This window comes from Cribrihabitans pelagius, from assembly GCF_048820915.1.
Classification (GTDB): domain Bacteria; phylum Pseudomonadota; class Alphaproteobacteria; order Rhodobacterales; family Rhodobacteraceae; genus Cribrihabitans_A; species Cribrihabitans_A pelagius.
The window spans coordinates 1-20,625 of record NZ_JBMERR010000024.1; the positions used below are offsets into that span (position 1 = coordinate 1).

The 20,625-nt window shown below is 65.6% G+C and carries 15 protein-coding genes and 1 pseudogene; 7 read left to right on the plus strand and 9 right to left on the minus strand.

Features of this window, described 5'->3' with window-relative positions:
- A pseudogene (locus tag ACOHX0_RS18390) lies at nt 1-576 on the plus strand (IS5 family transposase); the annotation flags it as partial.
- Nucleotides 577-2,268: 1,692 nt separating this feature from the next.
- On the opposite strand, the gene ACOHX0_RS18395 reads toward ACOHX0_RS18390, so the two are convergent.
- Both ACOHX0_RS18395 and ACOHX0_RS18400 read right to left on the minus strand, forming a co-directional pair.
- A complete protein-coding gene (locus ACOHX0_RS18395; protein WP_420678618.1) occupies nt 2,269-3,363 on the minus strand; it encodes a ParB/RepB/Spo0J family partition protein in 1,095 nt (364 codons plus the stop codon).
- On the minus strand, nt 3,360-4,664 hold the full coding sequence (locus tag ACOHX0_RS18400; protein ID WP_420678619.1) for an AAA family ATPase: 1,305 nt from the start codon (nt 4,662-4,664) through the stop codon (nt 3,360-3,362). Before ACOHX0_RS18400 ends, ACOHX0_RS18395 begins: the two co-directional genes overlap by 4 nt.
- A gap of 568 nt (nt 4,665-5,232) precedes the next feature.
- On the opposite strand from ACOHX0_RS18400, the gene ACOHX0_RS18405 reads away from it, so the two are divergent.
- The 3 genes from ACOHX0_RS18405 (at nt 5,233) to ACOHX0_RS18415 (ending at nt 7,883) form a co-directional block, all read left to right on the plus strand.
- On the plus strand, nt 5,233-5,916 hold the full coding sequence (locus ACOHX0_RS18405; RefSeq protein ID WP_420678620.1) for a DnaA N-terminal domain-containing protein: 684 nt from the start codon (nt 5,233-5,235) through the stop codon (nt 5,914-5,916).
- A gap of 87 nt (nt 5,917-6,003) precedes the next feature.
- Nucleotides 6,004-7,278, plus strand: coding sequence for a Vi polysaccharide biosynthesis UDP-N-acetylglucosamine C-6 dehydrogenase TviB (gene tviB, locus ACOHX0_RS18410; protein ID WP_420678621.1), 1,275 nt, complete (start codon nt 6,004-6,006; stop codon nt 7,276-7,278).
- Nucleotides 7,279-7,448: 170 nt separating this feature from the next.
- On the plus strand, nt 7,449-7,883 hold the full coding sequence (locus ACOHX0_RS18415) for a GFA family protein (protein WP_420678622.1): 435 nt from the start codon (nt 7,449-7,451) through the stop codon (nt 7,881-7,883).
- Between the two features lie 59 nt (nt 7,884-7,942).
- Here ACOHX0_RS18415 and ACOHX0_RS18420 read toward each other — a convergent pair whose 3' ends face one another.
- From ACOHX0_RS18420 to ACOHX0_RS18435, 4 genes are all read right to left on the minus strand, one after another.
- A complete protein-coding gene (locus ACOHX0_RS18420) occupies nt 7,943-8,854 on the minus strand; it encodes a MurR/RpiR family transcriptional regulator (RefSeq protein ID WP_420678624.1) in 912 nt (303 codons plus the stop codon).
- 48 nt (nt 8,855-8,902) lie between these two features.
- The gene (locus tag ACOHX0_RS18425) at nt 8,903-9,205 is read right to left on the minus strand and encodes a type II toxin-antitoxin system RelE/ParE family toxin (protein WP_420678625.1); all 303 of its coding nucleotides are present in this window, start codon (nt 9,203-9,205) and stop codon (nt 8,903-8,905) included.
- The gene (locus tag ACOHX0_RS18430; protein ID WP_420678626.1) at nt 9,198-9,434 is read right to left on the minus strand and encodes a type II toxin-antitoxin system ParD family antitoxin; all 237 of its coding nucleotides are present in this window, start codon (nt 9,432-9,434) and stop codon (nt 9,198-9,200) included. Before ACOHX0_RS18430 ends, ACOHX0_RS18425 begins: the two co-directional genes overlap by 8 nt.
- Nucleotides 9,435-9,603: 169 nt before the next feature.
- Nucleotides 9,604-13,545: a PEP/pyruvate-binding domain-containing protein gene (locus ACOHX0_RS18435; RefSeq protein ID WP_420678680.1), complete on the minus strand. Its 3,942-nt coding sequence runs from the start codon at nt 13,543-13,545 to the stop codon at nt 9,604-9,606.
- 361 nt (nt 13,546-13,906) lie between these two features.
- Between ACOHX0_RS18435 and ACOHX0_RS18440 the strand changes: the two genes are divergently transcribed.
- Both ACOHX0_RS18440 and ACOHX0_RS18445 read left to right on the plus strand, forming a co-directional pair.
- Complete coding sequence (locus ACOHX0_RS18440) at nt 13,907-14,767, plus strand: PhnD/SsuA/transferrin family substrate-binding protein (RefSeq protein WP_420678681.1); 861 nt, start codon at nt 13,907-13,909, stop codon at nt 14,765-14,767.
- Between the two features lie 18 nt (nt 14,768-14,785).
- A complete protein-coding gene (locus tag ACOHX0_RS18445; RefSeq protein WP_420678627.1) occupies nt 14,786-17,137 on the plus strand; it encodes a response regulator in 2,352 nt (783 codons plus the stop codon).
- 281 nt (nt 17,138-17,418) lie between these two features.
- Here ACOHX0_RS18445 and ACOHX0_RS18450 read toward each other — a convergent pair whose 3' ends face one another.
- From ACOHX0_RS18450 to ACOHX0_RS18460, 3 genes are read right to left on the minus strand one after another with little or no spacing between them, the layout of a single operon-like run.
- Nucleotides 17,419-18,225 (minus strand): metal ABC transporter permease, encoded by an 807-nt coding sequence (locus ACOHX0_RS18450; protein ID WP_420678629.1) that lies wholly within the window; start codon nt 18,223-18,225, stop codon nt 17,419-17,421.
- Complete coding sequence (locus ACOHX0_RS18455) at nt 18,222-18,971, minus strand: ATP-binding cassette domain-containing protein (protein WP_420678630.1); 750 nt, start codon at nt 18,969-18,971, stop codon at nt 18,222-18,224. The genes ACOHX0_RS18450 and ACOHX0_RS18455 overlap by 4 nt, the downstream gene beginning before the upstream one ends.
- Complete coding sequence (locus ACOHX0_RS18460; RefSeq protein ID WP_420678631.1) at nt 18,968-19,450, minus strand: transcriptional repressor; 483 nt, start codon at nt 19,448-19,450, stop codon at nt 18,968-18,970. Before ACOHX0_RS18460 ends, ACOHX0_RS18455 begins: the two co-directional genes overlap by 4 nt.
- 102 nt (nt 19,451-19,552) lie before the next feature.
- Between ACOHX0_RS18460 and ACOHX0_RS18465 the strand changes: the two genes are divergently transcribed.
- Nucleotides 19,553-20,605 (plus strand): zinc ABC transporter substrate-binding protein, encoded by a 1,053-nt coding sequence (locus ACOHX0_RS18465; RefSeq protein WP_420678632.1) that lies wholly within the window; start codon nt 19,553-19,555, stop codon nt 20,603-20,605.
- Nucleotides 20,606-20,625: the final 20 nt, after the last annotated feature.

Here is a 20,625-nt window from a genome sequence, read left to right on the forward strand (position 1 = left end):
CGGATGATGGCCGGTCTGGCAGCCGACCACTGCGAAGAGAAGACCGTTATGATCGATGCGATATATCTGAAGGCACACCGCACCGCGACCAGCATGGGCGTCAAAAAGGGGGGCGTGGACGCCTGATCCCTTGCCCGGCAGGGCATTGCGCAGCAATGTCCCGAGAGGGGGCGAACCAAGGGCGGCATGAATACCAAGCTGCATGCCGTTACAGATGCCTCTGGCCGTCCGATCCGGTTCTTCCTGACCGCCGGTCAGGTCAGTGACGACACGGGAGCCAGGGCGCTCCTGAGGAGCTTTCCCGCCGCCGATTGGATGATTGCTGACCGGGGCTACGACGCTGACTGGTTCCGGAATGCCCTGAAAGACAAAGGGATACGTCCTTGCATCCCGGGCAGGAAGTCGCGTGACAAACCCGTTCGATACGACAAGCGCAGATACCAGCGACGCAACCGCATCGAGATCATGTTCGGCAGGCTGAAAGATTGGCGGCGTGTGGCGACCCGATACGACAGGTGCCCGAAGGTCTTCCTCTCAGCCATCGCGCTCGCCGCCGCCGTCATCTTCTGGCTCTGAAATTCAATGAGTCTGGAGCCTAGCGATCGTCCCAACTCACTCGGCTTGCGGCACAGGGCCGAAAAGTCCGGCACGGGCCAATCCGACCCTGTCAGCTGCAACAGGCCAGCCACCGTCCCGTTCTCCATCTGGCTCAACCCCATGGACGCGCAATTGCTCGTTGGCCGGGCCAATCTGTTGTGCGGTGCTGAAGCCGGGAAGCTTAGACATGCCGGCTGCCAAGCCCGCAGGGTCGCGTTGTGCAACCGCAGCGCGCCGGGTTCTGAAAACCTGCCCCGCCGTGGGTCAGCACGCCGCCCGGCCCACCAGGGCGGGAAAAGGTTGCGGCTCTGACTGAGCGGACAGGAGCCCCTGCCCCGGTCTCGGCTCTGCCCCCTGCCCCCGCCTCAGCGGAGCGGCGGTAATTCGCAGGCCCGGCGCCCAAGTTTTCAGCACCTTTTCGAAGGCGCCTCCTTACCTGGAGCCGCATCTGCCGACGCGCGAGCTTGCCCCGGCCCTTCAAGATCCGCTGCCATCAACTCTGCCAAAAGAACTTGCAAAGACCTTGCTCAGCGGCCATCGCCGCAGCCGTCCAGCAACAGCATGGCCTGGTTCGCATCGCGCAAAGCCACGAGCGAATTTCAGGCCTGCTCCTCCAGTCCGGCGCGTGCGCGAGCCAGTTGTGCACGGTCCTGACCGAACACTCCGAACCCGGCCGCAATCCGGGTCATCGAGCGCTTCTCCGCATGGCGGGCGACAATCAGCGCCCGACCATGAACGGTGAGGGGATTTTAAGAAAGGCGCTCATCCTTATAGGCTTCCGGCATCGGTTTACCGATTGCAGCATCGGCATGGATCGGACGGACTACCTGCTGGGAGTTCCTGGCCAGCGCTAGCACCCGCCTGCCGCGGTCTGGGCGGGCCATGCTGCAGCGCAGCGAAAGCTACTCAAACAGGGCGGCCGTCCCGGCGCGGTGCGCAATCCAGGCCGAACGCGCCGGTGGCAGTCGCTCCTGTAGATTCCAACCGAAGGAGGTTCGCGGGGTTGCAGCCAATATTTCTGGAGCTGCAGGACTGCAATCTGACGCCGGGCGCGGACAACTCCAAGTGGCCGGCGAAGTTGCCTTTCTGGCGGCTGGGCTGATCAGCCTCGACCTCAGCTTCCGCCGCTCCGGCGCCGGGAACACGGCTGTCCCCGCGGGGACGTAACAGGCCAACGGGCCGCAACGTAAACCTGCCGCGTGCGCCGCCGCGGCGGTTCGGCATCTTCTCGCGCAGCCGGGGCATCGACAGCGCGTGCGCGACCGAGCGGCTCACCAGGGGGTCACTCGGTTTCCTCAATTGCCTTGCCGGCGACCTCCGGCCCCTGCCCTGTCGTGTTGGTAAAGGCCGGCGGCCACACCGGCAGCAAGGGCAAGACGGCCTGGCACCTGCTGCTGCAGTAAGCAGCGCACCTTTTCAGCGCACAAGTTCTTGCGCAAATCGGCACCATCGAGGTCCGGCCGCAGGCCCTTGGTTAGAGCGAATCCGTGCCGGAGGCAGCCAATGGCACGCCGCGGAACCGGGCCCGCAACCGGCGGGTGGCTTTCCGGGTGCTGAACTGAGCCAAGCCGGAAATGGATATATGAGGCCGCTTGTCCCCGCGGGGACAGCTAAACAAGGCCCGGCGCAACCGCCGGGCCTGCGTCTAGGCCAGAGGTCAGGGCGCTGGCGTCAGTCTTCTTCCAATGCGCGGAAGAAGGCGGCGATGGCGTCCTCAAGCTTGTGCCGCTCGATCTCCGAGAAGTCCCGGTCCATCGCCATCTCGATCTTGCCGTCGCGGGCCTGGCAGCGGACCGTCCCCGCGGGGACAGTACAGCGCAACGTGGTCTTCGCAACACCGGACCGCGGCGCTGCGCCCGGTTTGGCGGCGGGCTTCGGACGGTCTTCGGCAAAGCGGCGCAGCAGCGCCAGCTCGGCATCGGCGGTGCCCGGCCGCTCGCGCTCAAGCATCGCGCGCAGAGCCTCAGCCGCCACCTCATCCTCGCCCAGGCGCTTTCGCACATCCAGACCAAGCGCCCGCGGGATCGCTTCTGGGTAGGTAAGCAGGCCCCGGACTGCCTCCAGAACGGCCGCGAAATGCCTTATATAGACCCGCTTTTGGCGCCCTGCCGAAGCATAAAGAACGTTCACCGCCGCCTCGACGTCCCCGGCGGCGGTGGCTTCATCCGCAGCGTAGTTCAGCGCCAGCTGCGCCATCTCGGCAAAAGAGATGTCGCGCCGCACCAGGTTCTCATCCACCATACGGCGGTAGAGCCCTTGCAGCGTTTCACCACGCGCAACCAGCCCGGCCGGGATCTCGGCATAGCGCGCGTCGCCGGTTTCCGCATGCAGTTCGCGGTAGGCCTGGATGCGGCGGAAGCCCTGCACCAGCTCGTAACCGGTCTGCGTCTCCTCGACCCGGATCGGGTTGGAGAGGCCGACCGCCTTGATTGACTCCTTCAGCTCTTCCAGGTCCGGGTCGCGGGTTGCGGAGCGGTCGCGGACCAGTTTCGCCATTGAGATTTTGCCAAGCGGGATGCGGTCGACCACAAGCCCCAGCTTCTTCAGCCGCACAAACTCATGCGCCAGCCGGTCATTCTCGTCGCGGATGTTCTGCTCCGCCTCGGCCCGGGCACGCAGGGCGCCTGCGTTTTCCGAAATCGCCGTGGCCATCGGCCCGCGGCGGCTTTCACCCGGTTTCTCCTCCGCTTCCGGCACGTCCGTCCCCGCGGGGACAGGGGCGGGATCGGCGGGGAAGTCGACGTCGAAGACCCTGCGTTTTCTCATGCCTCGTCCTCCAGCTGGTCCCAGGCTTCCAGGGCGTAGGCCTTGAACTCCTCGTAAGCCTGATCGAAGGAGGCCCGCGCCCGGCGCCAGGTTTCCCGCGTCATGTCGCGATAGTCGATTTCGTAGATCGAGCTGAGGAATCGGCCGGATTGTTCGACGGCGCGGGTCATCTCGATCGGGTGCTCGGTCATCCGCCCCTCGAAAACTTTCATGAAGGCCGAACGCATCGCCCGGTGCAGGTCGTTGCCGGACTCATAGCGCGTAAGCAGGAAGCGAACGTCCTGGAACACCTTGGGCAGCGCAAACGTCCCCGCAGGGACAACTCCGTTAAAGGCAGAGAGATCTTCCAGCGCTTCTGACAGCTGGCCGATGAAGGAAGTGGTGGAGTCATACTCCCAATAGCCGGGGCCAGAGGGGACATAGAGCATGTCGGCGGCAAAGACCGCATTCATCGACTGGTAGCCGATCGCGGGCGGGCAGTCGAAAATCATCAGGTCGTAGTCTTCGACCGGCAGCTGGTCCAGGTAGCGGGAGACTGCGGCGAAGAAGGACCACTCCGGGTTCAGGTGCCGGTACTGGGCGGAAGCAAACTCGACAAAGGCGGCATTGGCACAGCTTGGGATCAGGTCGATGGTGGGCCAGCACGTGGGTTTGACAAAATCGCTCACCCGCAGATCCTGAAGCCCCATGCCGGTGATCGCTTCGGGCAGCTGGCGCCGGGGCAGGGCGGTGCCGGATTCCGCGCCGCGCAGGTTTGCATTCATCCGCTCGGTCTCGCGCACCAAGTCGCGCGCCATGATCCCCCAGACGGTGTAATCCTCGGTCACGTCGCTGAGGCCCATGGAATGCGACAGCGTTGCCTGCGGGTCGAAATCGACGCAGAGCACCCGGTAGCCGTCCAGCGCCGCGGCATGGGCGAAGTGCAGCGCCACGGTGGATTTGCCGGCACCACCCTTGAAGTTGGAGATCGCCACCCTGAGCGCCCGCTTTCTGGCGGGCCGTTTCGGCAGCAGGGATTGGCGGTTGATCTTGATGCGGCGGCGCAGCTCGTTGATCTCCTCCAGCGAATACCAGCGCTGGCGGCCGTCTTCCTCCACATGGCCCTGCGGCAGCGAGGGGTCGGTCGCGAGCCGGCCACGCAGGGTGGACTGGTTGACCCGGAAGATCAGCTCGGCCACCTCCCAGGAGGAGAAACGGCGCAGCGTCTTTTCCATTTCGGGCGAGAAGGTCTGCTGGCGGATCCAGCTCTGCATCTTGAGCGATTGCGCCTGCATCTTGGACAGGTCTTCGTGGGTAAACATCACTGCTCCTCGGTCTGCACGTATATTTTATACGGTGTCTTTGTTTTTGGCGGCGCCCGCGCAGCGGACGCTAATGCGGCCTCGGAATCCATCTACGCCGAATTTGCAAAAAACGCAAAACCTAATATCGTGGGAAAGAACGTCCTGTCCCCGCGGGGACACAATTGCGCAAAGCCCCGGCAATCAAGGGGATTCGCGATTCGGCGCCGCAGAGAAGACGTAACTTGATGGCCCGCGAAAAGGACCCGGGAGACGCCAGATTTAGGGGGACACCGCGCGGACGGCTACCGCCAATTGGGGGACATTCTGATGCCAATAGGGGACATGCTGCCTGTCCCCCAATACCATTGATACCGATTTTTCATACGAAAAAGGGATTGGGTTGGAAATGAATTGAACCCAGCGCTTGACAGAATCGACATTCCGGACGCAAATCAGATGCAGAATTTGAATAGCGTTGAGTTTGATGCCAAATCGGCCAGCGCAAATCCCGGCGAACCAGAACCGGGGCGAGATGAGGCAGCATATCCCGGCCCGGCAGGGCAGGGGAGCAGAAACGGGGACGGCAATGCTTGCCAGACGGCCTGCGGGACGCAATGCGTCGGCGCTGAAATATGATATCCTCACCGCGCTGGGGGCTTATGCGCTGGCCGAAGGCAAACCGGCCGAGAAGCTGGTGCTGAGGTTTCTCACCCTGATCACCGCCCGCTACAACTGGCAGCGCGACGAGCTGGCGGTCGGCCAGCGCGAGATCGCCCGGTTGTGGCATGTCGATGAGCGCACGGTGAAGCGAGAGATGGCGAAGCTGCGCGGCCGCGGCTGGCTCATCGTCAAGCGCCAGGGCGCGCGCGGCCGGGTCACCGAATACGGCATCGGCATCGACCGCCTCCTCAGCGACACGCAACCGCGCTGGTCGGCCGTGGGCCCGGATTTCGAACACCGGATGCAAGGCGCCGAGGAACCTGCGCTGAACGTGGTGCCGCTGCGCCCCGGTGCCGCACCGCCCGCGCCGGATATCTCCGATGGCAAGGAATGGAGCTTGGCGAAGGCAGTGCTGCATGCGGAAGACCCGGCCAACTATGCCTCCTGGATCCAGGGCCTGGCGCGGGAGGGCAGGGCAGGGGGCCGGCTGACCCTGAAGGCGCCAAGCCGCTTTCACGCCAACTACGTCGCTGCGCATCTGACACAGCGGCTGCTGGCGGCCTGCCGGGACGTGGATCCGGATGTCTCTGCGGTGGTGATCGTGGCCTAGCCGGAAGCGGGCGGGTTGAAACGGGCCGCGTCAGGAATTTATGTGCCATTGCGGGGCATTGCCCGCGTGAGGATAGGAGCAGCCCGGATGAGCCGCGCACAGGAACGGATTTGCGTCATCGGCCTTGGCTATGTAGGGCTGCCGCTGGCGGCGGCCTTCGGGCAGCACCGCCCGGTTGTGGGCTTCGATATCAGCCCGGAGCGGATCGCGGGCTTGCGCGCGGGCCAGGACCGCACCCGCGAACTCAGTGCCGGAGAACTGGCGGCGGCGCAGCACTTGAGCTTCACCTCCGACCCGGCGGAGATCGCCGCTTGCAGCATCTATATCGTCACCGTGCCGACGCCCGTCGATGCCAGCCACCGCCCCGACCTGACGCCGCTGCTTTCGGCGTCGGAAATTGCCGGCAGCGTGCTGAAGCCGGGTGACCTGGTGATCTATGAATCCACCGTCTACCCCGGCGCCACCGAAGAAGACTGCGTGCCCGTGCTGGAGGCGCGCTCGGGGCTGGTGTTCAACCGCGATTTCTTTGCCGGCTACAGCCCGGAGCGGATCAACCCGGGCGACAAGACGCGGCGGCTGAAGGATATCGTTAAGATTACCTCCGGCTCCACGCCTGAGGTGGCGGACCGGGTCGATGCGCTCTACCGCGAGGTGGTCGAGGCGGGCACCCACAAGGCCGAAAGCATCCGCGTGGCCGAAGCCGCCAAGGTGATCGAGAACAGCCAGCGCGACATTAACATCGCGCTGGTCAACGAGCTCGCCAAGATCTTCAACCGCATGGGGCTGGACACCGAGGCGGTGCTGAGGGCGGCGGGCACCAAGTGGAACTTCCTGCCCTTCCGGCCCGGGCTGGTCGGCGGCCATTGCATCGGGGTCGACCCCTATTACCTCACCCACAAGGCGGAACAGATGGGCTATCACCCGGAGATTCTGCTCGCCGGGCGGCGGCTCAACGATGGCATGGGCGCCTATGCGGCGGGCGAGATGGTCAAGGCGATGCTGAAGCGCGGCCTGGCGCTGGAAGGCGCGCGGGTGCTGGTGATGGGGCTGACCTTCAAGGAGAACTGCCCGGACCTGCGCAACACCCGCGTGATCGACGTGGTGCGCGGACTGGAAGACTACGGTCTCGCTGTCGATGTCCACGACCCTCACGCCGACCCGGCCGAGGCGCAGGCGGAATACGGTCTTCCACTGGTGGCGGAGCCGGGGCAGGGGGCCTATGCCGGGGTGGTGCTCGCGGTCGGACATGACGAGTTCCGGCAGATGGGCGCGGAGGCCCTCCGCAGTTTCGGGGCGGAAGGCGCGGTACTCTACGACCTGAAATATGTGCTGGCGCCGGAAGAAGCGGACCTGCGGCTGTGAGGAAACTCCAAGGGCCGGCGCCAGTCCGCCGGGGTGGCGCTGCCGACGGGGAGGTCGCCATTTTATCACCGCAAAACCCTTCCTTGGTCCGACCGTTGCGCTAGGCTGCCGGAACCGGCAGGCGCCTATCCTGTGCCTGGCGTTTGAAATTGCGCAGGGAGAGATTGGAAATGAGCGAAGTTCTGGAAGGCCGCTGTCTTTGCGGCAGCGTGACAATCCGCGTCCAAGGCGCGCACGACCCGCGGCCGGGCGCTTGCCACTGCCGCATGTGCCAGCGCTGGAGCGGCGGGCTTTTCCTGTGTTTCGAGGCTGCCGCGGATGCGGTGACGGCGGAGGGACCGGTCACGCGCTACGCCTCCAGCGAATTTGCCGAACGCGCCTTCTGCGGCAAATGCGGCGCGCACCTGTGGATGCGGACCCTGAAGGGGGAGAACCCCGGCTATGACCTTATGCCCGGGCTGTTTGATGCGGCGCTCAGCTGGCCGATGCGCTCGGAGATCTATACCGACAGGGCGATGGCCGCAGTGCAGCTGGCGGGAGATCACAAGCGGGCGACGCGGGCCGAGTATGAAGCGAAGAACCTGCATATCGAAGGGGATGGGTGAAAAAAGCGGGTAAGGACCAGCGCCAGTCCAGCGGCCTCGCCATGTGTCCGGGCCGGGCGTTATCCACCCACCCGCGGCAGCTTCGGTCCGCTCCAATAGGCGCCGCTGTCCTGGCGCAGCGCGTCATAGGCGGCGATGCGGCGGCGGGCCTCGTCTCCGCCCGCCTCGATCAGATGGGTGAGCAGGCATTCCAGCACCGCCATCGCACCACCCACCGCGCCGAAGGGGTGCAGCGAATTGGCTGCCACCGCCAGCACGTGATCGCAGCGGATGCCGGGGGCGATCACCTCGCTGTCGGAGATCAGGATCACCTTGGCGCCGCGCTCGGAGGCCAGCCGCAGCGCCTGGATGGTGCCGGCCGAATAGGGCGCAAAGGTCAGCGCGATCAGGCAGTCCTCGGGGCCGATATCCAATAGATCGTCCAGCGCGGCGCCCATGTGGCGCGGCACCAGTTCCAGCGCGGGCAGGGCCATGCGGCCGACGTAATGGAAGTAGTAGGCCAGCGCGTAGGACGACCGGGTCGCTGTCACGAAACAGCGCCGCGCCGAGGTCAGCGCGGCAACAATGGCCTCCGTGCGCGCCGCCGTCATCAGCCGCAGCGAGCGCGAGGTGATGTTGAGCTGATTGCGCGCCGCCGCTGCCTGTAACGCCCCGGCAGGCCCTTCGCTGCCCATGCGGTCCAGCCAGTCCTGGCCAAGCTCTGCGTCGCGCTGGGTGGTCAGCGCCGCGCGGAAGGGGGCGCGGAAGGCCTCGAATGTATCGTAGCCCAGGTGCTGGGCGAGGCGCACGAAGCCGTTGGCACTGATACCGGTCTTCTGCGCCGAAGTGCGCACGGTATCGAGCCCGAAGTCGCCGGGGTTGTCGATCACGTATTTCGCCGCCGTCTTCAGCTTGGGCGGCAGCTGCTCCATCTGCTCCTTCAGGTGCTGGATCAGCCGGGCGGTCTGCTTGGGGTCGAGATGCGGGTCCATGCGGCCATCAGAGCAGATGTGTCCAAAATGACAAGAGCGGAACGGGTGTTATTCCGACAGGGCTGCCACCAGATCCTGGCGGGCGTGCAGGATGCGGAGGATGTCCGGGCGGCCTTGGTCCAGCCGGTAGATCACCAGATGCGCTCCTGTCGGGTGAATGCGGACCGCCGGAGTGAACTCGGAGCGTTCACTGGCCATTGCCGGAAATTCAGCGAGCAATTCGAACAAGGCAAACAGGCCGTCGGCGTAGGTATCGGCCTGCGCCGCGCCCCAGGTCTCCAGCCCGTAGCGCCAGATGGCGGCAAGATCGGCGCGGGCGGCGGGGCGGATGACCCAGCGCGGGTCAGCCATTGCGGCGCATGGCGGCCTTGAAATCCTCTGCCGTCAGCGCCTCGGCCGGGCCGCTGGCGAGACCTGCGTCGATGGCGGATTGCACCTCGGCGATGGCCGCGGCGCGTGTTTGGTCGCGGCGGATCAGATCCCGGACATAGTCGCTGGAATTAGCATAGGTGCCGGTGCGGGCCTGGTCCTCCACCCAATTCTTCATCTGGTCAGGCAGAGAGACGTTCATAGTGGCCATGGGCGAGCTCCTTTCACCGTACCAGGATATGGCAATCCTTGCCAAGAATGCAAGTGGCGGAGAGGATTGGGTGCTCCCCGGCTTACGGCCGACAAGCGGGTGGTTTACATAAACAAAAACACCCGCTGCCATGCGGAGCGGGTGCTTTGTTGTTCAATTCCGGGCCATGTCAGGCGGAGACCACCTTGAGGCCCTTCTCCTCCTGCGGCAGGATCTGGCCGTCCTCGCAAACGGTCACCGTCTCACCGTGGCCGAGGCTGTCGAGCCCCTTGCAGGCGACCAGCATCAGGATGTCCTTCTCCCGCGCGACGATGGCCATGTGGCTGAGCCAGCCGCCGACCTCGCTCAATACCGCGCCCGAGCGCTGAACCCAAGGCAGCCAGGCCGGGTTGATCATCCGGCAGACCAGGATGTCGCCGTCCCGGAAACCTTCGAAAGCGGCGCGGTCGATGCTGCTTTCGTCTTCCATCCAGAACACCCGGCCGGAGATGCTGCCGCTGCCCGCAACGCAGGTGCCGCCAAGGGAGCCGTCCGCATCCCGCGCCTGTGCGCCGAGCGAAAGCAGCTCGCAGTCGCGCAGGCTGAGCGAGACCTCAGACGGCGCCGAGGGCTTGCGCAGCGCCCCGGTCCGCGCGCGCTCTTCGGCAACAGCCAGGAGCGCGTCCGGCTTGGACCAATCACCCGTCATAAGCTCGGTAAAGCTGAGCTGGAACACCAGTTCGCCCAGCCCGCTGCGTGCTCCCAGAGCCAGCACCGCGCGGCGCAGTTCGGCAACCAACCGCAGCGCCTCGTGCTTGGCCTGTTCCTTGAGATCCTGGAAGGCGATGGCGATGGCGATGGTCTCGTCCAGCGCGTCGGGCAGGTTGGCGGGTGTAGGCACCGCGCCGATCGGTGCCAGTTTGTCGCCCAGCAGGGGTTCCAGTAACGCGGGCGCCTCGCGGTAGCGCGGTATGCTCAGCTCGTAGTCATAGATCCCCCGGTGCCCCATCAGACGCATCGCGCGGCTCATCGCGTCCTTGCCCTGGCAGGAGGCAAGCAGGCTGGAGGGGGCATTGGGCAGCTCTGCGTGCATAAGGTGAGCGCGCAGCGCCGTATCGCCGGCAGCGGCGGTGCTGGCCTCGCCCATGGTGAAACCGGCCAGGATGTTGATCTTCTCGGCCTCCAGGTAGATGTCGCGGACGAACATCTCCTTCAGCGTGCCAATGGCCTCCACCAGCTTGTCTTGGGGCAGGGCGGCGTAGTCCACCGCCTGCCAGATCGCCAGCTTGTCCTTCAGCGCAGGCATCACCTCGCCACGGAAGCGGGAGATCATCGGCCGGGCCTGCTTGCGCAGCTGCTTGGCCTTGGCGGGGCTCAGCTTCAGCGTCATCTGCTGTTTCAGCGCCACATCCGCATAGGTCTTGCCAAAGAGGTTGACCAGATGGCCGTCGCGCCCCTCGGGCAGGCCGTAAGGAACCCCCAGCGCGCGGCAAGCGAGGTCGACGCTGCCGCCAGGCGCCCAAAGTTCGCTCATCAGCGAGAAGCTCAGCGGGGTGGGGCGGGGCAGAACCTCGGACATTTCGTCCTGCTCCAGGATGACCTCGCTTGGATCGGCTTCGGCATAGCGGTCCAGAACCGCACGCCATTCGGCCAGCCGGATCCGCTCGGCGTCGCTGCCGAGGCTGAGCGTGGTTATGTCGCGGCTCTGCACGATCTGGAAACGGCCCTCTGCATAGGCCCACTCCACGTCCTGCGGGCAGCCGAAGATCTCCTCGATGCGCTTGCCGAGCGCAAGGAGCGGCGCCATGTCGAGCGCTTGATCCTGATCCCCGGCTGCCGGAAGGCCGGTATAGCGGCCAAAGCGCAAGGAAGCGGGCGTGACGCGGCCCGAGACCAGATCCTCGCCGCAGCCTTCGACATATTCGATCATGCGCATGCCGGGGGCCATCGGGTCCTGGGTGAACATGACGCCGGCATAGTCCGCCTGCACCATCTCCTGCACCACGATATTGGCCTGGCCAGCACCCTCGCCGCCACCGGCATAGCTGGCCGCCCGGGCGGAGGAGAAGCTGTCCACCACCTCGTCCAGCGCCGCGCGCATGGTTTCGGCAGTGACGTCGAGCACGGAGTCGAAGACACCCGCAAAGCTTTGCCCGGCGCCGTCCTCGTTACTAGCGGAGCTGCGCACGGCCACCGGCCGGCCGCCCGCGAGATCGAACACACGGATCGCAAAGGCATCCTTCTGCGCATCGCTCATCCCAGTGTAGTCGGCAATCGCATCGGCGCGCAGGATCACCCCGCCCGGCACCGGCAGGCCCGCGCTTTTCATCACCGACAGCCGCAGCGCCTTGTTGCCGGCGCTCGCCAGCTCCTCGCTGTAGCCCATCGGGATCACCCCGCGCGGCAGCCGGGCCAGCTTGCTTTTGTGAGCGCGCAGGGACAGCGCCGTGCCCAGCTTGCGGTGCAGCCCGGTCACATAAGCGCGCTGCACCAGGAGGAGCGTCAGGCTGAAGCAGAGGTAGGCGTTGGCGGCGGCCGTGAGGCTGAACACCATGGCAAACAGCGCAGGCAGGCCAAGCCCCATCCACAGCTGCTTCTGGCGCCGGGTCTTGGCCACCGCCCACAGCAGGTAGACGGCCGCAAGCGCGCAGAACAGGACCGGCATGATGAACAGCGGATCGGGCATGCCGAGGTCCGCCATCCACAGGAACGGCGTCTGCAGCGACGCACTCGCCTCCTGCGCGGCGGAGACGCCCAGCATCATCACCGGCAGGAACAAGAGCGCGGTTAGGTTCTTCATCGGCGTCAGGCCCTTGTCGGCATAAAACGCCTGCACCGCACGCGCCTTGCGCACCGGATCATGGGCCAGCTTCGCCTTCAGCGCCTTCATCTCATCGGCTGTTTCGTTGGTGATCATCTGGTCGCGTTCGGATTTCAGCGCCACCGGCAGCACCAAAAGCCGCGTCACCAGCGACAGTGCAAGGAGCCCCAGCAGAATGTGGCTGCGCTCGTGCACCCAGAGCAGGCCCGACGCCAGCGCCGAGATCGCACGGTCCCACAGGGTCGTTTGCTGTTCGGTCAGCCAGTCCTGAACATGCGGCTTCGGCGCGGGCGCAACGAAATACTCCCAAGGCAGCGTGTAGCGTCCGCGGAAGTCGATGCCCTGCTGGGTCAGCTCCAGCCCCAGAACCTGGCTCATGAAACAGCTGCGCCGGTCATAACAGGCCGCAATCGTGGGCTTGTCCGGGTCCAGCGCCGCGATCTGCTGCATTAGCGCATCGGTGGTCATCTTGCGGATCGGGATGTTGACGGCGCCCGGCAGGTGGCCGCTGGCGAAATCGCCCGGGTAACGGGTGTCAACGATCTGCAGGTCCTCGGTGTCGAGCAGCGTCTTGAAGTCATCGGTGCTCAGCAGCACGTCCTTGCCCGGATACTCCGGAATCGCGCGCAGGTCCGAGAGCGTCTGCACCTCCTTGTCGGAGAAGTCGCGCCCCTCGACGATCCACTTCTCGATGCCGCCGGCGATGAAGCTGCAATCGATGCCCATCTCCGCGAGCTTGGCGCAGGTCTCCGAGCTGCGGTTGCCGTTGTGGCAGAACAGGACCACTTTCTGGCCCGGCTGTACCGGCTGCGACTGCAGGAAGTCGGGGAAGCGCACATGGGTGGCGCCGGGCAGCGTGCCCATCTTGTTTTCTGCGGTTTCGCGGATGTCATAGAACAGCGTGCTGCCGTCACCGATCAGTCCCGCGGCCTCGTCCGTGGTGACCGAAAGCGGGTGGTCTGCCTGTTTCGAGAAACTGGTTTCCTTCAGGCTTGCATCCCTGATCGCGGCGCCGTCAAACTGCGCCGGACGGGTGAGAGTCGCCTGCAGCCGCATTTGCTCTGCGGTCTGTTGCGAGCTGTACTGCCAGTAGTTGCCTGCGGCCAGCGAGAGGGCGAGGAGAACGAGGACGGAGATCAGCTTGACCGGGTAGCGGGCCGGGGCTTTGCCCGGCTTGGGCGCAAAACCCAGCTTTGCCGCGATCACCGCACCCAGGCCGGAAACCATCGCGACGCCTACTGCCAGGACCTGGGACAGCGAGGAAACCGAGCCGATCACCAGTTCCGGCGACGGTATGGCCATGGCTGACATCGGGATAGCGGAAAAAGCAAGTGCCATTGCAGCGACTTGGCGGGAGCGAAACGAAGATTTGGGCCGCGCTGGCGGCAGGGAGGGCAATGTCACTTTTGATCCTGTTGAGTACGCTTCTGCTGTCATAGTTTTTTACGTCGAATTTTCCTTAAAGATGACAAATTTATTACGGAAGGGTTAACGTAGATTGCAAAAGATAAAAGAACCGTAAAATTTTTCCACGAATTGCAGCCGCGTTAACATTGTGTTCTCGCCACTGTGGCATGTAACGAGGACTGGCCGCAGAAGGGCCGGTAAAGGCTGCATTGGTCAGGAGGCTAGAGCCGTGAAAGGGTTGCTTTTTTTTAATGGTATCTTCGGTATGGTCACATCTGCGGCGCGTGCGGGGGTCCGCGGTGCTTTGCTTGGGGCGCTTCTGGCGGCCGCTCTGCCCGGTTCCGGCCAGGCCGGGACCGAACTGGTGTTCGGTACCTACGCGGCGGATAAACCCACAACCACGGTGCGACAGTACCAGCCGTTCCTGATGTTTCTGGCCAAACGGATGAGCGAGGAGCTGGGCGAGCCGGTCTCGATCCGCATGAAGGTGGCGAAGGAATATGGCGAGGGCATCCGCCATCTTGCCGGCGGCGAGGTGGATTTTGCCCGCTTCGGGCCTGCGTCCTATGTGCATGTGATGAAGGAAAACCCCGGCATCCGCATCATCGCGATGGAAGCCAAAAACGGTGCCAAGCGGTTCAAGGGCGTGATCGTGGTGCACCGCGACAGCCCGCTGCAATCGGTCTCCGAGCTGACCGGCCGGAGCTTTGCCTTCGGTGACGAGCTTTCGACCATAGGCCGCTACCTGGCCCAATCCTATCTGCTGGACGCCGGCATCTCAGGTGCAAATCTGCGCGACTACGCTTATCTCGGCCGCCATGACCTGGTGGGCGAAGCGGTGGGAGCAGGCAAATTTGCGGCCGGGGCATTGAAGGAAAGCACTTACAAGAAGCTGGTTGAAAAGGGCGTGCCGCTGCGGGTGCTCGCCAGTTTCGAAAACGTGACCAAACCCTGGCTTGCGGCTCCGGACATGCCGGAGCACATTCTGCAGGCTATGCGCAGCGTCATGCTCAGTTCGGAACATGAAGAGATCGTGCGCCAGATCGCGAAAAACGGATTTCTGGAAGGGTCGGACAGCGACTACGACATTATCCGCAGCGCGATGGACCGCAGCCTTGCATTCTAGCAGTGAGCCCCCGATTGCATGACACGTAGCGGCATCCTCTTCCAGATCGTTGTGTCCCTGCTGCTCGCGGCCGGGGTGGTCGGCTTTGCCGTCGGCGAGGCTGCCCGCAGCCAGGAGGAGCAGCGGCTGGAACAGCATCTGTCCGAGCAGGCGCGGCTCACCGTGTCGCTGCTCAGCGGGCTGATGCTGGAGGCGATCATCGTCGAGGATGTGCCGGTCTTGGAGACCGGGCTGATCGAGGCGGTCAGCCGCAACCCGCAAATCAGCTCGATCCAGATCCGCAACCCTGCAGGCGACCTCCTGGCCGAGGCGCAGGCGCCCACTGCGCCGCCCTCCGGCAGCTTTGTCATGTATGAACGCCCGGTCGAGCTCGAAGGCGCGGTTTTCGGCACCATGCTGGTGCAATGGTCGACCGAAGATGGCGCCGCGCTGGTCGAGGCGCGGGCCCGCCGCGCCACGGTTTGGACCATGGTGACGGTGCTGCTGCTGTCCCTTCTGGTGCTGCTGCTGGTGAATGTTCTGGCGCTGCGGCCGCTGCAGATGATCCACCGGCGGATGTCGGATGCGATCACCGGCCTGCGCAGCCCGCGTGAGCCCCTGCCGTGGTATGCCTCGCGGGAGTTCCAGGCACTGAATTTCTCGGTCGGCGTGCTGGAGGATACCTTTGCCGAACGCGACGAGCGCGAATATGCGCTGGAACACGCGCGCGAGGCCGCCGATGCCGCCAACCGCGCCAAGTCGGAATTCCTCGCCAACATGAGCCACGAGATACGCACCCCGATGAACGGGGTAATCGGCATGGCGGAGCTGCTGTTGGACAGCGGTCTCGAAGGCGACCGCAAGGAATACGCCCGCACCATCGCCAAGTCCGGCTCCGCGCTGCTGACGATCATTAACGACATTCTGAATTTCTCCAAGATCGAGGCCGGCAAGGTTGAGCTGGAGCGCGCGCCCTTCAACCTTCAGACCGCAATCGAGGATGTTGTCACCCTGCTGTCGCCGAAAGCCGCGGATAACGGCGTCGAGCTGACACTGCGCTATGATCCGGCACTGCCGGAACGGTTCTTGGGCGATGGCGGGCGGATCCGGCAGGTCATTACCAACGTGGCGGGCAATGCCGTCAAATTCACGCTGGAGGGCTATGTCTGCATTGATGTGACCGGCGGTGCGGAGGCCGGCGGCTATCAGCTGGAAATCACCGTCACCGACACCGGCATCGGCATCGCCGAAGATCAGCTCTCCCAGGTTTTCCGCGCCTTCGAACAGGCCGAAAGCTCGGCCAGCCGCAGTTTCGAGGGCACCGGGCTGGGTCTGGCAATTTCCTCGCGGCTGCTCGACCTCATGGGCGGGTCGATCCGGGTGACATCCACTCTTGGCGAAGGCTCCTCCTTCACGCTGCGGCTGCCGCTGGAACCTGCCGGGGAAGAACCGGAGGAGGAGGGCATACCGCTTGAGCGCCTGGCCGGCCTGCATGCGCTGGTCACCGACGACCTGGAAGTGAACCGGACCATCCTGACCGAAAGGCTGGCCGCCTGGGGAGCGACCTGTTCCACTGCGGCGTCGGCCGAGGCGGGGCTGGAGCTGCTATCGGACGCGGCGCTGGACGGGCGGAGATTCGATTTCGCCATTCTCGACTACCAGATGCCGCGAATAGACGGGCTGGAGATGGCCCGCAGGATCCGGCAAATGCCGGGCGGCGCCCTGCTGCCTTTGGTAATCCTGTCCTCTTCCGATCACGGCACAACCCGCGAGGGTGGCGCTGCGCTGGCGCCCTGCGAGATCGCGCTGAAACCAGTCCGCCCGGCGCAGCTGCGCAAGGTGATCAGCGCGGCCCTGTGCGCGCGCGCCGAGGCCGAGCAGGCCGCTGCTGTGGCCCCGCGCGAGGCGCCGCGTCAGATCGCTGCGTCCGTTCCGGACATGCCCCGGCCGGTGTCCCGCATGCCGGAACCTGCCGCGCGGGCGCCTGGCGGCGTTCTGAAGCTGTTGCTGGCCGAGGATAACCTGACCAACCAGCTTGTGGTCACCAAGATGCTGAAGGACGCGCCTTTGCAGATCAGCATTGCCAAGAACGGTGCGGAAGCGGTGGAGCGGTTCCGCACCGACCCGCCGGACATTGTGCTGATGGACATGATGATGCCGGTGATGGACGGCATCGAGGCGACCGCCGAGATGCGCCAGTTCGAAGCGGAGGCGGGCCGCGCCAAATGTCCGATCATCGCGCTCACCGCCAATGTGCTGGGCAGCCACAGGGAAAAATGCCTGGCGGCAGGCATGGATGACTTTCTGACCAAGCCGATCTCGCGCGCGGCGCTGGCAGAAACCATCGGCAAATGGACCGGTGACAACGGGCTGCGGCAGACTGGAAGCTGACCGCCGCCGCGCGCCGGCCGCCCGCAGCAGGCTGACTGAACCAAATTATCCGGCGCTGGCCAACGCGATTTTGCAGGACCGCTGCGGCGGTTTCGGGCGGCGCGGTGGCTTTAATGCCTGAAACAGCTGCCCCACTTTTTTGCCGGAGGGAGGAGCGCTGGAGCTGCCGCCCGCGCAGCGTCCCGATACCCTGAACGCGCAATGCGAGGGCCAGGAGGAACAGCCCCGGCACAACTCCGCGAGCGGGCGCTCAACCGCTCACTCCGAGCGGCCCTGTGCCGTCAGCGTCCGGCAGCCCGTGTCACCAGGCGCCCGGCCGAGGCAGCGGCGAACAGCGCCGCCGCCAGGCAGACGATGCTGGGACCGGCCGGAGTGTCGAAGACGAAGGCAAGCTGCAGACCTCCGGCCGCGGCCACTGCGCCAAGCAGGGCGGCGATCGCGGCCATACGCTCGGGCGTTGCGGCAAAGGGGCGGGCAGCGGCGGCCGGAATCAGCAGCATCGCCGCAATCAGCAGCACCCCCACTACCTTGATCGCCACAGCGACCACCAGCGCCAGGGCTAGGGTCAGAACCATTTGTTCGCGCCGCGGGTCGATGCCCGCCGCATACGCGAGATCAGGGCTGAGCGTCGAAGTCAGCAGCGCTTGCCAGCGCCACCACAACAGCGCCAGCACCAGCGCCGCGCCGCCCCAGATCACCGCGAGGTCGCCCCGGCTGACTGCCAGGATGTCGCCGAAGAGATAGGCCATCAGGTCGATCCGGACGCCTTGCAGGAAGGACACCGCAACCAGACCAACGGCAAGCGAGGAATGCGCCAGCACCCCCAAAAGCGTGTCCATCGCATAGCCGCGCCCGGCCAGCGCCGAGACGGTTGCCGCCATCGCCAGCGCCGTCACCAGGACACCGGTGAAGATTGAGGTCTCGAAGCTGAGCGCCAGCGCCACCCCCATGATCGAGGCATGCGCGGTGGCGTCGCCGAAATAGGCCATCCGCCGCCAGACCACAAAGCAGCCCAGGGGGGCCGCGGCCAAAGCCACGCCGATGCCGGCCAGCGCGGCGCGGATCAGGAAATCGTCGAGAAAGCTCATTCCGCGGCCTCCGGCTGGTGGTTGTGGGCGCAGTCGTGATCGTGGCTGTGGTTGTGCTCGTGCCGGTAGAGCGCCAGCGCGCCCTTGGTGCCGGTGCCGAACAGGGCGCGGTATTCGGGCGCGGAGGCGACATGCTCGGGGGCGCCCTCGCAGCAGACATGGCCGTTGAGGCAGATCACCCGGTCCGAGGCGGCCATCACCACATGCAGCTCGTGACTTACCATCAGCACTGCGCAGCCAAGTTCCTGGCGCACCTTCTCGATGCGCTGGTAGAAGGCGGCGGAGCCGGGCTGGTCGAGCCCCTGCGTGGCCTCGTCGAGGATCAGGAGCTGCGGGCGGCTGAGCAGCGCCCGCGCCAGCAGCACCCGCTGGAACTGGCCGCCGGAGAGCCCCGCCATCTGCCGCGAGGCCAGCATTCCGGCGCCAGCCTGCTCCAGCGCATCCGCCGCGCGGGAGTCGCTCACCGGCTCCGGCAAGCTGAGGAAGCGGCGCACGGTCAACGGCAGGGTCGGATCGATATGCAGTTTCTGCGGCACATAGCCGATCCGCAGACCCGGCGCCCGGATCACCCGGCCCCCGGACAGGCGCGCCGCGCCGATGATGGCGCGCAGCAGCGTCGATTTGCCCGAGCCGTTGGGGCCCACCACGGTCACGATCTCGCCTGCGGACAAGGTCAGCCCGACGGCTGACAGCACCTTCTGGCCGCCATGTGCGACACTGACTCCTTCCAGCGTGACCAGGCTCATGAGCGGCTGTCCCCGTGGCATTTCGGGCAGAGCCCCTCGGCTTCGACCACGGTGCGTTCGATCACGAACCCGGCCTCCCGCGCCGCCTCGCCCAGCTGGCCCTGGGTGGGGCCGCGCCGGGCCTCGGCCACCGCGTCGCAGGCGCGGCAGATCATGAAAGCCGGATCGTGCTGCTCACCCGGGTGGGCGCAGGCGACAAAAGCGTTGAGGCGCTCGATCTTGTGGGCAAAGCCGTTTTTCACCAGGAAATCCAGCGCCCTGTAGGCGACCGGCGGCTGCGACCCCAGCCCTTCCTCGCGCAGGCGGTCGAGGATCTCATAGGCGCCGAGCGCCCGGTGTTCTTGCAGCAGGATCTCCAGCACCCGCCGCCGCACCGGAGTCAGCTGCAGCCCGCGGGACTGGCATTGCGCATCAACCGTGGCGATGCAGCCGTCGATGCAGTTGCTGTGATCATGGGGTTCAAAGCCAATGGGCTGCATGCTGGGCACCTGTGCTGCGGTAGGCGGATTTGGGGCTTGATATGTTATCTTATGACAACTATCAACCCCGGCGAGTGTTATAAAATCACATGAGGACTCGCGATGAGGGTTGGGAATATTGCAGCGCGGCTGCCGATGGTGGCAGTTTTGGCGGTAACTGTGACCGTGGCTGGGATAGCGGGCGCGGCCCGGGCTGATGTGCCGCGGGTGGCGGCGGACATTCTGCCGGTGCACGGGCTGGTGGCGCGGGTCATGCAGGGGCTGGGGGAGCCGGATCTGGTGGTGCCGCCGGGCGCCTCACCCCATGGCTACGCGATGCGCCCGTCGGAGGCGCGCGCGCTCAACCAGGCCGGCGTCGTGTTCTGGCTCGGCGAGCCGCTGACGCCCTGGCTGACCGATGCGCTGTCGGAACTGGCGGCGGACGCGGCGCAGGTCGAGCTGATCGAGGCGCCAGGCACCCGGGTGATGGAGGCGCGCGGCGGCACCCTGTTTGCGCATCACGATGAGGGCCACGGTGAGGGCCATACCGGGGATCACGCGGACGACGAAGATCTGCACAGCGGCGATGATGGCCACGAAGATGATGAGCACAAGGACGCGCATGGCGGCGATGGCGGAGAGCCCACACATGCCCATGCCCATGCCGGGGCCGATCCGCATGCCTGGCTGCTGCCGGAAAACGCCATCGCCTGGCTGGACGTGATCGCGGCGGAGTTGGCGGCGGCCGATCCCGCCAATGCGGAAGCCTATGCCGCCAATGCCGCGGCGGGCAAGGCGGAGATCGCAGCCACCGCGGAGGAGGTCTCTGCCGCGCTGGCGCCGGTGCGGGAGCGGGCGGTGATCGTCTTTCACGATGCCTACCAGTATTTCGAGGCGGGTTTCGGGCTGCGCACTGCGGGGGCCATTGCGCTGAGCGATGCGGCAAGCCCAAGCCCTGCGCGCATTGCCGAACTGCGGGACGCGGCTGGGGATCTGGGCGTGGCCTGCGTGTTCTCTGAGCCGCAGTTCAACCCGGGCCTGGTCGCAGCCGTGGCCGAGGGCACCGGCGCGGGCACCGCGGTGCTGGACCCGATGGGCAGCCACCTGGAGCCGGGCGCGCAGTTCTACCCTGCGCTGCTGCGGGACCTCGGGCAGGCGGTGGCCGGCTGCAACTAAAGCCAAGCCGCGGAGTTTGC